Source organism: Chitinophaga horti (assembly GCF_022867795.2).
Classification (GTDB): domain Bacteria; phylum Bacteroidota; class Bacteroidia; order Chitinophagales; family Chitinophagaceae; genus Chitinophaga; species Chitinophaga horti.
In genome coordinates this window covers 52,866-67,262 of sequence record NZ_CP107006.1, presented here as the reverse complement: position 1 = coordinate 67,262, position 14,397 = coordinate 52,866, and the positions used below count along the sequence as shown (strand labels likewise).

12 protein-coding genes are annotated in these 14,397 nt (G+C 51.7%); all 12 read right to left on the bottom strand.

Annotated features, from left to right (window positions below; genetic code table 11):
• Window positions 1–30: 30 nt before the first annotated feature.
• The 12 genes from MKQ68_RS00290 to MKQ68_RS00235 all read right to left on the bottom strand — a co-directional run bounded on the left by MKQ68_RS00290 (window position 31) and on the right by MKQ68_RS00235 (window position 13,685).
• Window positions 31–2,703 (bottom strand): baseplate wedge protein, encoded by a 2,673-nt coding sequence (locus tag MKQ68_RS00290; protein WP_264281597.1) that lies wholly within the window; start codon window positions 2,701–2,703, stop codon window positions 31–33.
• Window positions 2,700–5,918, bottom strand: a complete 3,219-nt coding sequence (locus tag MKQ68_RS00285; protein WP_264281596.1) for a baseplate J/gp47 family protein — start codon at window positions 5,916–5,918, stop codon at window positions 2,700–2,702. The genes MKQ68_RS00290 and MKQ68_RS00285 overlap by 4 nt, the downstream gene beginning before the upstream one ends.
• A gap of 8 nt (window positions 5,919–5,926) precedes the next feature.
• Window positions 5,927–6,376 (bottom strand): GPW/gp25 family protein, encoded by a 450-nt coding sequence (locus MKQ68_RS00280; RefSeq protein WP_264281595.1) that lies wholly within the window; start codon window positions 6,374–6,376, stop codon window positions 5,927–5,929.
• Between the two features lie 36 nt (window positions 6,377–6,412).
• Complete coding sequence (locus MKQ68_RS00275; RefSeq protein WP_264281594.1) at window positions 6,413–6,706, bottom strand: PAAR domain-containing protein; 294 nt, start codon at window positions 6,704–6,706, stop codon at window positions 6,413–6,415.
• Between the two features lie 9 nt (window positions 6,707–6,715).
• Complete coding sequence (vgrG, locus tag MKQ68_RS00270; RefSeq protein ID WP_264281593.1) at window positions 6,716–8,461, bottom strand: type VI secretion system tip protein VgrG; 1,746 nt, start codon at window positions 8,459–8,461, stop codon at window positions 6,716–6,718.
• A gap of 5 nt (window positions 8,462–8,466) precedes the next feature.
• The gene (locus MKQ68_RS00265; protein ID WP_244840950.1) at window positions 8,467–9,183 is read right to left on the bottom strand and encodes a CIS tube protein; all 717 of its coding nucleotides are present in this window, start codon (window positions 9,181–9,183) and stop codon (window positions 8,467–8,469) included.
• A 42-nt stretch (window positions 9,184–9,225) separates the two neighbouring features.
• Window positions 9,226–9,402: a DUF5908 family protein gene (locus MKQ68_RS00260; protein WP_264281592.1), complete on the bottom strand. Its 177-nt coding sequence runs from the start codon at window positions 9,400–9,402 to the stop codon at window positions 9,226–9,228.
• Between the two features lie 9 nt (window positions 9,403–9,411).
• Window positions 9,412–9,918 (bottom strand): phage tail protein, encoded by a 507-nt coding sequence (locus tag MKQ68_RS00255; protein WP_264281591.1) that lies wholly within the window; start codon window positions 9,916–9,918, stop codon window positions 9,412–9,414.
• Between the two features lie 10 nt (window positions 9,919–9,928).
• A complete protein-coding gene (locus MKQ68_RS00250) occupies window positions 9,929–10,363 on the bottom strand; it encodes a phage tail protein (protein ID WP_244840955.1) in 435 nt (144 codons plus the stop codon).
• A gap of 25 nt (window positions 10,364–10,388) precedes the next feature.
• Window positions 10,389–11,813 (bottom strand): phage tail sheath family protein, encoded by a 1,425-nt coding sequence (locus MKQ68_RS00245; protein ID WP_244840956.1) that lies wholly within the window; start codon window positions 11,811–11,813, stop codon window positions 10,389–10,391.
• 38 nt (window positions 11,814–11,851) lie between these two features.
• Complete coding sequence (locus tag MKQ68_RS00240) at window positions 11,852–13,021, bottom strand: hypothetical protein (protein WP_244840958.1); 1,170 nt, start codon at window positions 13,019–13,021, stop codon at window positions 11,852–11,854.
• Between the two features lie 70 nt (window positions 13,022–13,091).
• On the bottom strand, window positions 13,092–13,685 hold the full coding sequence (locus MKQ68_RS00235; protein ID WP_244840960.1) for a Pvc16 family protein: 594 nt from the start codon (window positions 13,683–13,685) through the stop codon (window positions 13,092–13,094).
• Between the last annotated feature and the right edge of the window lie 712 nt (window positions 13,686–14,397).

Below are 14,397 nucleotides of genomic sequence, written 5' to 3'. Positions count from 1 at the left end.
AAATCGCTGTTTATAATTTTTAAGTTGATGTTATGCGTCCAGGCTGCCAAGGCTGCTGCGCCCCAGCACGATCGGCGTATCGGAAGGATGCGCGCAGTCGCTCAGGTTACCCGGCGGGTAGATGCTTTTCACCCGATACAGTACCGCGGCAAACTGTTGCAATGCTTCCAGGCCTTCGGGCGTATTCAGCTCGCCGGAGTGTTTCTTTTCCAGCCAGTTCCGAAAAGCCTCTTCGAACTGCTGCAATTCCCTGTCGTTCAGCCAGCAAATCTTCGGCTGTATGTGTGCAGGCGTTTCCATACGAATGAGTTGCTCAATGTATTGCCGGAACCCGGTATCACGAAAGCGTGCCGTTTCTGCGGGCAACACTACTGTAATGCGGAAGGAGTAAGGATCTTCCCCACAGCCATCTGCGCAATCCTGCTCCGCACAAACAGGCAGGAAGTTTTGTGCGTTCGGCAACTCATCGGGCTGCTCACCCAGCCATACCAGGTCGGGGCGTATTAGCAGATGTTCCACCACGAACAGGCCCTCGTCGCTATAGTTTTTCCTGACGAACTGCAGCAGGAAAGCCAGTGCGTCCTCCATCTTTTGCTCTGTATCGAAATACTCGATGCGCCGCGCCACAACGTCGTTGGTCTCATCCGCCAGGTTGAAATAGAACTTCCCATCCACGGTTGTTTTCAGCCGATAGTTGGTACGGTCTGCGGCCAGGCGCATGGCGGTTTTAAATACAGCTTCACAGTCAGCTTTTATGTAGTATTTCGTACTGCTGCTCAATAAAATCTTATTGGTCACGGGGTCCATCAGTCGGAAGCGATACTCGTCTTTTCCATCGCTGTCTTTCTCCTGGAAAATTTCGTATTTGATGGTCGATAACACGCGCCGGTTAAAGTTGGGCATGCCCAGCAACCGCGCGATGCGATGTTCCATTCCGCTCACATTATCGGTATCCCATACGGTTACGTCCTCATTGTAATAATCGAATCCTCCGCCCCGGTTCGCGCTGATCTTGGGGTATTCATTCAGGAAGATACGTTTGTCGGTCACTACATCGCCCGCGGCTTTTTGGCCGTAGAGCGAATACAACTGCATCACATAGTCAGAGAAGTGCTCCGAGAAACGCGCCAGCAGGTGATCGAGAAAACGGTTCGATCGTTCCACCGCATCATCGTACTCCGCCACCAGCTCCGGCAAATGCGGTGTAAGTGCGCCGGGGGCAGATTGTTCAAAAGTGTCGTAATCACTTAGCAGCTTATCTACCCCTGGAAAAGTTTGCTTCGCTATTTTCTGGAAGAAGTAAGTCTGTGGTTTTTCCAGCAGCTCGGTATCAGAAAAACGCACCTGGAACAGTTCACGCACATTGGCCAACTGCGAAAGGTAATTCGCGAGTACCTGGTCGAAAAAGGAGAGATAGCCTTTTAACTGGTTACTCTGCGCCTTTCTCACAGCCGATGCATTAGCGGGCAGCCCGTCCGGACCAACACCATAAGTGGCGGGCAACTGGTGCAACAGTGGTGTATAGTCCGCCAGCTGGTGATGGGTCCCGAATGTATAGGGCCAGTCTGTGCTCTTCACCACAGCCGCCGCATCCTGCTCCGCCTGTATGCGGGCATCCAGCTGTTGCTGCATCTTCACTTTATCTACACTTACCGGGATCACATCTTTAAAGAGATGGATGGCATTTTTATCGGTACACAACGCCGCCTTACGCCAGGGTGTAACTGGTATACACCATTCATAACGTTTGGAGGCCGGCGTATCGCAATAGTTCAATAATATCTTTTTCACCGAGCGCACACCGGGAATATCCATCACGAGGCTAATGATATCAGAGGTATAAATATTGGTGCGCAGGATGGCTTTTTCCAGCTCCTCGTCCGGTATAAATCCATTCTCCAGCCAGGGGCCTTCAAATATTTCGTCGGTGCGATAAGGCGTGCTGTCGGCATGCTGCATACTGAGCATGTCTTGCAGGGAATACTGGCGCACAGGCGGTGACAGGTACTGGCCGATCACGAACAGTATCTCTGCCATCACGGTTTCCGGGTTCGCGGCGGCGGTAATTTCTATATCCGCGCATACCAGGAAACGTTGTTCCTCGATAATGTAAACATTACCCAAATCTTCGCAGAGGTTCCTGTTGCGGTGAAACACTTCCCGTGCCTGCGCGATAATATTTTCCGCGCGCTCTTCATCATCGTCTTCAGGCGATGGTGCATCCAGTTCGAGCAGCACATCATAAATACCGTTGAGCGACAGCGGTGCATACTTGTGCCCCTCGGGCGGTGCGCCCACCAACACATCATCCTTCAGGTCATGCAGAAGCGTGTACGAGCCTTTACGTAACCAGGCATTTTTCACACCACGTATGTTGATGAACAACTTGCGGTAGTCGTTCACAGTCACTGGCCGTACCGGCAATATCTGCGCAGCGGAATAGAACTGGCTAGCAAACGTATCGCGGTTATTGTCGCGGGTGGCTAGCAGGTCGGCCACCGGGAAGCCTGTACGGTAGCCCAGATCGGTGATGGCATAACACAAAAGCTCCAGCAGCGTAATACCCGGATCGTGCACATTATAGTCCGTCCACAAACCGCTGGCTATTTTTTCGATGTACTGCAATCCCTGTTCACGCAGCAGCTGGTAATTCATGCTACTGGCGACCGGTGGCTGGGGCGATATGCTGATGGCGTTATTCATGTACAAACATCTTGTAGGGTGAAGTCGGTAACGGTATGTTGGCTGGCAGATACTAAAATGGCGCGCGGGTCTGAAACGATGATCTCACTCACATCGCCGCTGCGCTGCCCGTTCACCAGGTGATACATGCGGCAGTCGGTTACGAAGTCGACATACGGCCTTTCGTCGATAAAGTTGAGCAGCACACTTTTGCGCACCGCTCCACCGAAAGTGATGTCGATGTTGCTATCGAAGGCCCATGGCGACAGGAATTGCACCAGCTCTTCGTTCAGCAGTTTCTTGTAATACCCGTTCGCTCCCTGTGTGGTAAAACGCACTTTGCATTCAAGCAATACCTTTTCATACCGTGGATTTTCCACGAACACCGTGGTGAAGAACGAGCAATGCTGCTGGAGGTATCCGGCAGCCCGTACCAACGTATCCTTACCCACCTTCGGTTCCAGCGGATGGATGGCGTTCGCATTCCGCAAGTCGGGCACCACGATGAGGGTCACATTGCCGGGCGCCTCCTGCGCGCAACAAAACGCGGTGGCACCCGCACTGTGCTGCAAACATTTCACTTTATAGATTTCCGGGAACTGCTGTAACACTATATGTTCATAGTCCCAGGCCATGATTGCCCGTTGCTTATGCCGCAGCCGTTCACTCACGCGTATCGAGAATGCCTCGTTACTTTCCTGCAGTTTTCCCTGTGAGGAGCTGTAGGGCTGATTTACTTTTTTGATGGTGGCCAGCTTCTCCTTTAGTTTGGCGATGGTGCCTGCCGCCAATGTATTCATGAGCGGCGTACCACTTTCGGCCATAAACGTAGCCCGCACGGCCTGTGTATGGAGCTGCACAACTTTACATACGCCCGGCGGATGTTTTACCCGCCCCCGGATCCAGAACGCACCTTTACCCATCAGGCTGTTGTCCGCAGTGGCTTCGTTGGGAATCGCCCATTGTATAATACCAGAGCGTAACAGGTGGTTGGTCCGGTCGAGCACGATCTCCTCCGGCAATAACCTCCGCCATTCATTGCTACATAAAATACTCCACTCCACGTCCTGCGTATCGGCCTCCGGGTCTGCGCTGCCCTCGGCCAGCTGGAACAGGCAACTGACCGACTGTCCATGTGCAGCCTTTTCCAGCCCGATGTAGAATGCGCCGCCCTCCTCGTATTGCGGCAGCAGGTGCACATTTACAGAAGTCGCCTGCAGACTGCCCTTCAGGTATCGGTGTTGCTCTGCCACGCCAAATACATCCACGCTAAAGAACTGGATGCCCCGGGTGTTGTAAGCGCCAAAGCTGTTCGTATCCAAAGCTACCACGTTCGTAGACGCGGTGTAATTGAATGAAAACGTTTTGATCAACGGCGTGTACGGTTCTGCCGGCAGCTCGTCCTCATCCGCCTCCGCGCGCATTTTTGTCGCGTATACTAAGGGATATTTTTTGTGAAAGAAGTCTTTGTTCAGATCAATCCTCACAAAACCTTTACTGGTATCTACCGGTTTGGCAGGATTGAGAATACTGAATACCGGCATCTGCCAGATGGCGTTCAAACTCAGTCCGGCATAAACAGAGAAGTTAGGATTCGAGTAAAGGCTGAACTGTGTTGGGTAGTAAGCATTAAACGTGGTAGCGAGATTGGAATAATCAGAAAAAATGCTCGTCACCACGGGCGTATTGTTCTCCCGGAACGGCCATTGCAGGTGAGCCGTGCCATCATTGGCGAACAACCGCGTTTCCAATTTATCATTGCGACCTTTCATGCTGATGCTCGCCGTAAAGTAGTTGTTATCTTTCACCGGCGAACTGCTGTTCAGCACGATATTATTGATCGCGTGAATACCCACATAAGAGAAGCCGCCGGTGGAATAACCAAGGATCATCGCCGGAGGAAAATAGTTTTTGTAGTGATCCCTGAAACTCACCGGCGCCCCCTGCCAGTCTACATCGAAAGAAAAAGTATCGATGTTTTTCTTCAACACTTCTTCATATCCCACGTAAAAGCTTGCGCCCTTGACGGGAATGGGACCAAAGGGCATAAAAGCCTTTTTGGGATCGAGTACGCCCATGTCGTTTTGCAGTTGCAGGCTGGTCACACCTTTTACATCCACTTTTAGTTTGATGTTATGCACCACGGCCTTCTGCAACATCTTACGCAAAGTGCCGGTGGTCGTTTTGGAGAACAGCACCTGCATGAGCGGCAGTGTCGTATTAAAACCCTTACCCAGCAGCGCTGCGTCATACCCGGTAACGGCGGGCGCATTTTTGGTGAGCCCCGCATCCGTAACGGTCATGATCACACGCTGACCGGATTGTTTAAAAGACACTGTGGCCGCGTTAGGACCGATCCACCCTTTCTCCCCACTGTAAAACACTTCGAACGCGCCACTGGTCAACGTATTCGCCGTCGCCAGGTTAAAGCTCGCATCTACTGAAAGGGTCATCTCGGCGATCACCGTGCGGTCGCCCTCCTTTAATGCCAACAGGTCAGATGCTGCCGCGAAGCCGGTCTTCTGCACAGGCAGCACTGGCTCGCCATCTCTGCCGAACGCCGCCCACGAAGGTGCATCCGCAGGCAATTTCCCGCCCATACCATCACTGCTGTTAGCGATAGCGGCGTAGTGGACCACATCGGGTTCGCCGGCTGTCACGTAGGTGCTGCGTAAGGCGGATATGGCAGCGGTGTTGACGGCGATCTCATTATCAAGTTTGTAGGAAAGTTTATGCCCCTCGGGGCCTTTCCCCGCATCCAGCGCAGTACCGGCGGGCAGAAATTGCTCGCTGATGTTTTTAGCCAGCTCGAATACCACATGCACTTCGTCGGGCCTGCCGGCAAGCGGTTGCATGCCCAGCACCTGCTGATAGTAAAAGTCGAGGTGCTGTTGTGTAAAGGTGTTTACCTGCTGCCGTGCGTGCTGGAACAATTGTATAAAGGCGAGGTACAACGCCAGGTGTGGCTCAAAGTCGTTGCGCGAAGTAAGCTGCCGCTCGATCGCCGCGCTGTCGAAGTCGAAGAAGGCATCCCAGGAGCCGTTCTCGGAGTTGGGTACGGCACCAGTATGATCAAAGTATTTCACGGAGCGGGCATATTGCCGGGCGAAGTTGAGCAGGTCGGTAAGACTGCGCTCGTCCACGCTGACAAATCCGCCTCGCAACGCCGCGCTGTTTCGCGCCAGCTGACTGGCGCCATCGCGGAGATGTGTATTGATATGCGTTTTGGGGGCCATGATATTCATTAAAAGGATGATGGACCGCCTGCAGCCATGCGCTGACTGCTGGGAATTTCGGTGCCTTCGTTACGATAAAAAGGGAACACATAGTTCATGCGGCTATTCGTACTGCGCACGCGGTATACAATCTGTACCTGTATGAGTCCTTCGAGCGAATTATCAGTCAGGATGTCGATCTTTTCCGTTTCGATACGCGGTTCAAAAAACAGGAGCGCCGTTTTTACGCGGTCGGCCATGAGGGCTTTCAGCGATGTGTTGACCGATTCAAACAGCAGGTCTTTCATATCGCAGCCATAACGCGGCTGCATCACACGCTCGCCCAAAGTGGTAGACAGTAATATATCCAGGCTGCTATGAATGTCTTCTTCGCCTTCCAGCATTGCTACCTGCCTGGCGCTTTTCGAAAACACCGGCGGAAAACTCCAGCCTCTTCCTAAGAAAGGTTGATCTGCCATGGTGAAATATTTTTGAGGTTTTTACAATTTGTGGTTTTACCCGCCGATCAAGACCGTAAAGCATCCTATCACAATCGAGCCGCCGTGCGCCGTACTATCTCCCATCCGCGCAGCCGGCATTCCGCCGATCATCACTGTAGCCGATCCCATCACGATCGAATCGGGCGGACCGGTGCATACAGCCATGTCTCCCACCCTGGCAGCAGGCATCCCGCCGATCAACACCGTCGGACATCCCGGGGGCAATACCGGGCCGCCGACATGCGGTACGGTGCCTGTCACCATCGGACAAACGTGCATATCTGCTACTCTGGCTGCTGGTTTTGACATACGTTATTTTTAGTTGATCTGCACCAACGCACCCTGGACCACACAGGTGCCGCTGCTGGCCACTTTCATGGATGCGCTGCCATTAAGTTCGCAGGCCGCATCCGCTTTTACCGAAACGTTCGGTGCCGCAATCTTCAGTTCTGCCCCGGCCTTCAGTTCCAGGTTAGCGACGGCTTCCAGCTTCACGGCCGACTGCTCCATGGTCACTTTGTTGCCGTATTCATCTTCCAGCTTTATCATGCCCGCATCTTCGTCCACTGTAATCACTTTCCCGGCAGGCGTTTGCACGGTCACCGATCTTTTATCATCATTGAAGATCAGTTCCAGGTTGCTGGCCGTCACGATCCTCTTTATGTAATTGTCATTGCTATGTGCCTCTGGCGACGCGTTAGCCGCACTGTGCACCGCCCCTAATACCACCGGGTGGTTAGGATCATTATGCAGGAATCCCACGATCACCTCATCCCCTATCTCGGGACGAAAAAAGGAGCTTCGTTCATTACCCGCATAAAAGGATGCGATCCTCGCCCAGGTACCTTCTTCCTGCACGGCGATCTCGGGCAATTTCACTTTCACCCGGAAAGCGCCGTCCGGATCTTCCAGGTCGGTCACCACGCCGATATGCAACCCCTGTACTCCTGGCAATAATGCGCTGGCAGCAGGTTGTGTAACCGCATGTCTTTCCGCGAACCAATCCGGCGACAAGCCAAACTGAACGTCCGTATGCCAGGCTCCATTTTTCACTTCGTGACGCACGCCGCTTACATATACTTTGCCATTGAAGCGTTCTCCGATACCGCCCAGGTTCACCACCTGTCCCGGCATAATACCTGCAAATCCCTGGAACCTTACGCGCCCGCGGATCTTCGACAGGCGAAACTTCATCAGCTGCGCATCTGCCCAGGCCTGTAATTCGCTTTCCGGTAACGCGCCCCCATGTTGCAGCGCGTAAGGATCTGCCTGGAATACTGCTGCCAGGTCCTCACTGTTAATATTGCCCTGTTCCGGAAATCCCGGTTCTTCCGCAGCCGCCGTGATCAGGGATTGCGACGCAGGGTCCCAGCTGCTGGTGGTTACGGACATCACCTGGTGACGGGCGTCTATCTCTGCATCCAGCTCCAGGATGGTAGAGCCAAACAACAGGTCGAACGCTGGCTCCTGCGACAGGTCGGGACGTTTAATCACCAGCACACCGTCGTCCGTGAAGCAAAGTTTCCCGTTTGCCTCCGCTCTCGTCATAATGAAATCCCAGTCGGTAGCATAGTATTGTACGAGTTCTTTGTGCTTTACGTCGGTGGCTTCCACATCGGAGATGAGGCCGGCGTTATTCACCATCTCTTCTATCACTTCGCTGTCTTTCATATCAGCGAAGTATTTGTTCTTTTTGCTGATGCTTAGCTTCGCCAGTTTATCCATACACTCGATGCATAATAAGGGCGAACCGGATGTGCGCACTTTGATGCTGTGCTTCACAATGACGCCGATAAATACTTTCTCGTTGGCATTGTTATAACCCAGTTGTACGGTAATTTCTTTACCGGGCAAAAAGGTATCTCCGTTGCTTACCGGGAAGTCGGCTGCAGCTGCATTGCCATCCATAATGAACAGCGTGGCCCGGGCGATACGGTTCGCTTCGCGGTACACGGTAATATGCATAAGGTTCACCGTATGCGGCACTTCCGTACCGTCAACACTAACGGCGAACGATACACGGGAGGCGAGTCCATTAACGGGAATGGTTCTGCTAAGACTCAAGCGGTTTATTTTTGAATAGGTGGAAAATAGATTTTTTGTCCGGCCGTAAGTTTGCGGAAGTTCACGAGCTTGTTTACCCGCGCTACTTCCAGGTAGTACTTACTATCCCCGTAAATGCGATAGGTCATCAGCGGCAACGTGTCGCCTTCTTTTACCACGCGCATATGCGTGAGGTCGGGAGAACTATTACTTTCGATCGCTTCACGCTCCACCGGCTCTATACTTTCCCGGAAGGTACATTTCGCGGAAGCCCGCAGCGGCGTACCGTCCGGCTTAAACAGTTTATAAGTAACACGCAGGTTTGTAAGCCTGCATTTGAACAACAACGTTCCCCACACGAGTTTCACGTAACGAGGCTCGTGAATATCACCTACGTAAGTCAGCACCACGGCTTTAAACTTCGTCAGCTCCTCCGGCACGCTCAACTTCTCGCCGGCACCGAAAATGCTGGCAATCTTCAGCAGCGCGTTACCCTGACTGATCACCCCTGTGCCATCGAAAATGAAGTCGAACTCCAGCTCTTGCGGGCTGCTGCTGCTGAATTGCAACTGCGCGGCGCTGTTGCCTTGTGCCTGTGCTTCATTGAACCGTATCTGCTGGCTGAGCGAATACGATTCGGGGTTGATCTGCACCAGGTAAGGCTCCATGCCCGGCGCCTCCGTATAGTTGGCATCAGAACAGGGAATGATTTTCATCTTCTCCAGTGTACCCTCGTCGAACATATGCTTTGGTATATTTTGAGGTAAATGATCGGCCGTGAGAGGTTACCGTTCCTGCTTTTCGCGCATGATACGCACTACTTCTTCCACACAGGCCGCAATGATCGCCTCGCGGTCGATGGCACTGGCTGTTGGTCCCGCAGCGGGTGCTGGTAGAGACGTATTGCTGCTACCAGGCCCCACTTCGGCCGTAATTTGTATCTCCTGTATAATAACCGGCATATCGCAAGTTTAAATTCCCACCGATACACTGGCAGACAGGCCTCCTGTCAGTCCTGCCGCCAGTGATACCGGGGAAATAATCTTAAAATAATTGTAGCTGAGCGTCAGCGATTCGATCGCGACCTGCCCCTTTTCTGCGTGCAGCCCGGTCACCTCCCATTTTACAGGGATCGCATTCATCACGTACCAGCCAAATACCGGCACATGATTCTGGTCCTGCAGGGAGATGAGTACATTCGTCGGCTTAAAGTCGTAGTTCTCAATCGCCTGCCGGCACCATTCGGTGAGCAGGGCGGTGTTGAACAAACCACGTTTCAGCACAATGTCCGTATACACTGCGCGGGTCGGCAACTTGTGTTCGAACCGGTTTTCTCCACCTTCCTTAATGCTTTCGGTGTTCATCGTAACCGACAAACCCGTCACCTCCTGAAAGCATACATCTACGGGGGTTTGCGGAAATATTTCGAACACGACCAGGAAGTGGAATCCTGTAAGGGGATATTCAAAATTCAGCATAAGCAAATGTCTAGGTCGTTTCTATTTCGAGCCCTTCGTGCGCCAGCTCCAGCGTTTCTACCGCCACTTCGTTGCCATCGGCTTTGAGGTCGGTGCTTTGCACTTTTACCGGCCAGGCATTTTTCACTTTCCAGTTCACTACCGGCTCATGGTTTTCGTTCAGCAGCGAAATGATCAGGTCGCGGCGTTCGATGGTGTTGAGCTGCACCGTCTTCAACCAGTTAAAGAACTCGTTGTCGCCTGCAAATGTTCCACGCTTCAGCGTGATGTTCGAGAACTTCTGCATACCGGGCATTTTCACCTTATGGTACTCCGGGCTGGCACCATGGCGATACTCGATCACCTCGATGCTTTTATCAAGACCGGATACTTCTGTAAAACCTATGTTAGAACCGCCCCATTCCACGCGGAAGTGGAACTTCGGTAATGGATAATTGGATGCCATATTTGCCATATTTTTTTAGTGTGAATTAAGATTCCTGCATTTTGTGAGAGAATTTCAGGATAATGAACTCTGCCGGGCGAACGGCCGCCATGCCAATTTCTACGTTCATTCGTCCTTCGAGAATGTCCTGGGCGGTCATGGTGGTACCGATGCCGCAGGCTACGTAAAATGCATGTTCCGGCTTAGCACCCGCCAGCGCCCCCTGTCTCCACAGGTTCGTCAGGAAGTTGGAGATCATGGCCCGTACTTTCGTCCAGGTGTTGGCGTCGTTCGGTTCAAACACAAACTGGCCGCTGGCCTTTTTACAGGACTCCTCAACCATGTTGAAGAACCTTCTTACGGATACGTAACGCCATTCATTATCGTTCCCGGCCAGTGTACGCGCGCCCCAAACGAGCGTACCTTTACCCGTGAAAGTGCGGATGGCATTTACGGATTTACCGGCAGTAGGATCGATGTTCATATATCCATTTTCCTCATCGGTGATGGGAGATGCGAGCTTCACTACATAGTTCAATCCCACGTTCGCAGGCGCTTTCCATACACCCCGGTTAGCGTCGGTGGTGGCATATACGCCAGCCACTGCGGAACTTGGAGGCAGTTCAACATTCAGTTTATTGATGGCCTCTATGGATGCCGTATATTGCGCCGTACTTTTATTGGCCGGTTCATCCAGATCGAATACAGAATCGGTATTAGCCCCTTCGACGATCACACTGCGGTTCACGACGATGGCAGCGAGGTTGATCTTATAAGTAAGCGTGGTAACCAGGTTCGGGTAATAAGCCGCGCCGTACTTGAGGTTATTGGCTAACGTCGCATCGCGGAACACGTCGATGTTATTGGTATTTGTATCGCTGTTCTGATACAGGTCGATTATCGAGAAGCGGTCCTGCAGCAGGTTACATTGGTCGAGCGCGGCCTGTTGCAAGGTGTAGTATAACGCCGGCGTACTCATATTCGGCCCTTCAGGAAAGATGATCAGCGTAGGTTCGTCGACGGTAGCCAGCTTGCGCAAACCGTTCGTGAGTGCAGTAGCATCGGGTGCAGTACCCAGCGTAAGGTAAGTAGCCACCGAAATGATGTAACACGGGCCGCCGCCATTGCCGAAGTACAGCTGCAAGGCATAATACATATTATGCTTCGAACGCGGCGAGGCTGAGAAGGCCGCCGTTGCATTCATCGACAGCACATTGCCATTCGTATCCTGCTCTTCCCTCAGCGTTACCACAATATTATCCTCTGCCTGCGGACCACCAAAATAGGTTTCATAGTCAAGCAGGGAAGTGATGCGGGTAGGCGTCATGTTCAGATCGTTGGGCACCCGTTTATCCGCCTTTTCGGTGTAACCGATAAACGCGGGGATCGCCGTTTCTACCTGCGCTACCGAAGGCGGAAATTTAGGTTCTTCGATGACGTAAACGCCGGGAGTCTTAAATGTAGAAGGCATGATGAATATGATTTGTGATGAAAGAAATTGAGGTTACATCAATAGTTTAGATATACTTCCGAACAGTAAAAAAGGTCTCCGTCCTTTTCAATTGTTTTGATCCTGGCTGCTGAAGCATTGGTTACATGTAGTACGGGCGGCCCCACATCACCTGTTTCGAGAAAGATGGATTTAATCGGCCGCTCAGTAAATGGTATCGGTTGATTGGAAAGGAAGGCATTGCTTTGTTGTGCGAAGGAGTAAGTATTACCGCTGTCTTTAATCGCTGTAACCTTGGACCCCGCACCTGTATTATATTTCCATATGGCGGAACGATTGGCGAAACGGATGCTGAACGTACGCTCCCTCACTTCGCCCTGTGCATTCAGTAAAGCAAAATCACTCGCGGCCGGCAGGTGGTTAAATATTTCTACGATACCCAACACCTGCTCCCGGCGCAGGCGGCCGTCGAGGTAGATGAATTGTTCCGTGTCATTGGCAGTAACACGGTATTTACCGGGCTCCAGCCCACGTAAATCAAAAGCGATCTCGCCTTGCGGGGTATCGAAGTTGTGCAACTCCGCCGGCACTACGGCCGCATCGTACAAGCCGGAAGCCTCATTAAACCGGAATACATCGGTGATAATCGCATCTGCCGGCGCGTTTAACGCAAGCCTGTAAATTTCGCCGGTATGTGTTAACAGGTCGGCGCCCGTCACGTATCGCACCGCGCCTTTGTTACGCCAATAAACTGCATCGTTCAGCGCATGCGGATTACCGTTATCGCTTTTGCGAAGCGCTTCGCCTACGTTGCCGCCGCTTACCGCCAACGCACCGGGCAAATAAGTAGCACTGCCGCTGTACACCGCCATAGGAGCGGATAAATAACTAACGCTACCTGCTTTTGTTTGATGCAGGTTGGTGAAATACAACCTCGCTGCCGGGCCAAAAGCACCGTCCAGGTTCGTAAAGTTCGCGAACTGTGGCTGCTTTAGTTTCAAGTAGCAGCGGAATACATCGGTAATAGCCGGGGTAGCGATAGGCTTGCCTTCAATGGTACGCACCAACGCATATCCGCGATGCCCGAGATTCTTCCAGATCACCTGCTGATCGCGGAACAGTTGGGCTGTTTCCGGCGACGGCACGATCTCGAAATCGCTGCAAAGGCTATTCGCATAGTAGTCGTGCAGTACTTCTACTGCAAATAATATCTTGTAACTAAGTTGCATAAGATTGCTTAGTTAGATGGTTCGATTTTCGTGATGTAGTCATGCAGTACAGCTACTGCATCCATGCTGGTCAGATGTTTTGATTCCCGTTAATGTTGATTTCGCGGATAAGCTCACCGGTGGCATCTACCGTATCGTCATCGATGACCACGAGGCGCATTTTGTACAATGCACTGGGATAGTACTTGCCGCCCAGTGTGGCCCAAAGATGATTTACCTGTTCGAAGTTCATGCTGCAAAGGTCCATCACCAGGCGTTCCAGTTTTTCTTCCATACCGGGTGTAGTGATTTTATCGAACACGTTACGGTATTGAAAAAACTGTACGATGAGTGACAGCCATTTTAAGGCATCGTCGTAGTTGCTGCGGTTAATGGAGAAAAGACAATAAAGATTGAGATGTACCCGTGGATTTTTATACATCATCGCATTGGTTTCAAGATTGCGCCTGAAATTATCCGGCGATTTTGACACACGGTCTTCTTCGATGTTAACCAGTGTGAGGATCGCCTTATTCGCCAGCGGATTAGCATTGCCGCCCTGGTCGCCATCCTGCAATCGTGCGACATTACCTAATACCAGCCGGGGGTCCGTAAGGGGGCCCAGTTTGACAGATAAGTACTTGTTTACTTCATCAGAAATAAACTTCAGCGCCTCATTTATCATGCTGCGTTTTTTTTGGGGATGTAAAATAATTCCTTGGCTATTTGCTGCTGCGAAGTCAGTTTTTTTGGGGCAACTGAACATTCGATTTCGATGACTCTCTGTGTAATATTAGGCAAATAATTTTATTCAGCAAAAAAATTAACAGTTGATGCCTGTGTTGCAATGTGATAGCGACAACACGCATAAATATTTTTTTTATCTGGAAGGAATCCTCACAGTCCCTCGTCAGCTAAAATTTGCTGTAAAGTGGGCCGAGTGTTCGCCTCGTGATCACGGTGCGGGGCATTCGTCATCATCGCAACCGCAGTGAAGCAGATTCTCCCTCGAATCTTCGTGCTTGCAAACATTTGATAGTCGCAAGCGCTACACTGATAGTATTTTAACCCAAAATCTAGGCACTACCCTTTGCTACCCCTTTCGTTACCCTTTCGTTGCCCTTTGAATGTTACGGTCGATCTGGCATACGGCGGGGGTGAAAGTAGGAATGCAGCGATGAGGCACAAGGGAGTTATTTCCAGGTTTGAGGGCATTGCTTGCGGCGTCATCGCGAATCAATTGTACGAAGGCTGCACATGAAGTTAGCCGCGCTTCGCTTTAATCACCGGGAAGATGATGAGGGAGTTAATGCGGTACAAGGGAGTGACTTTTAGATTGCGGCATCACTTCGTCCGTCATCGCGAATGAAATGAAGCGAACCTTCGCTCCGGTCCCG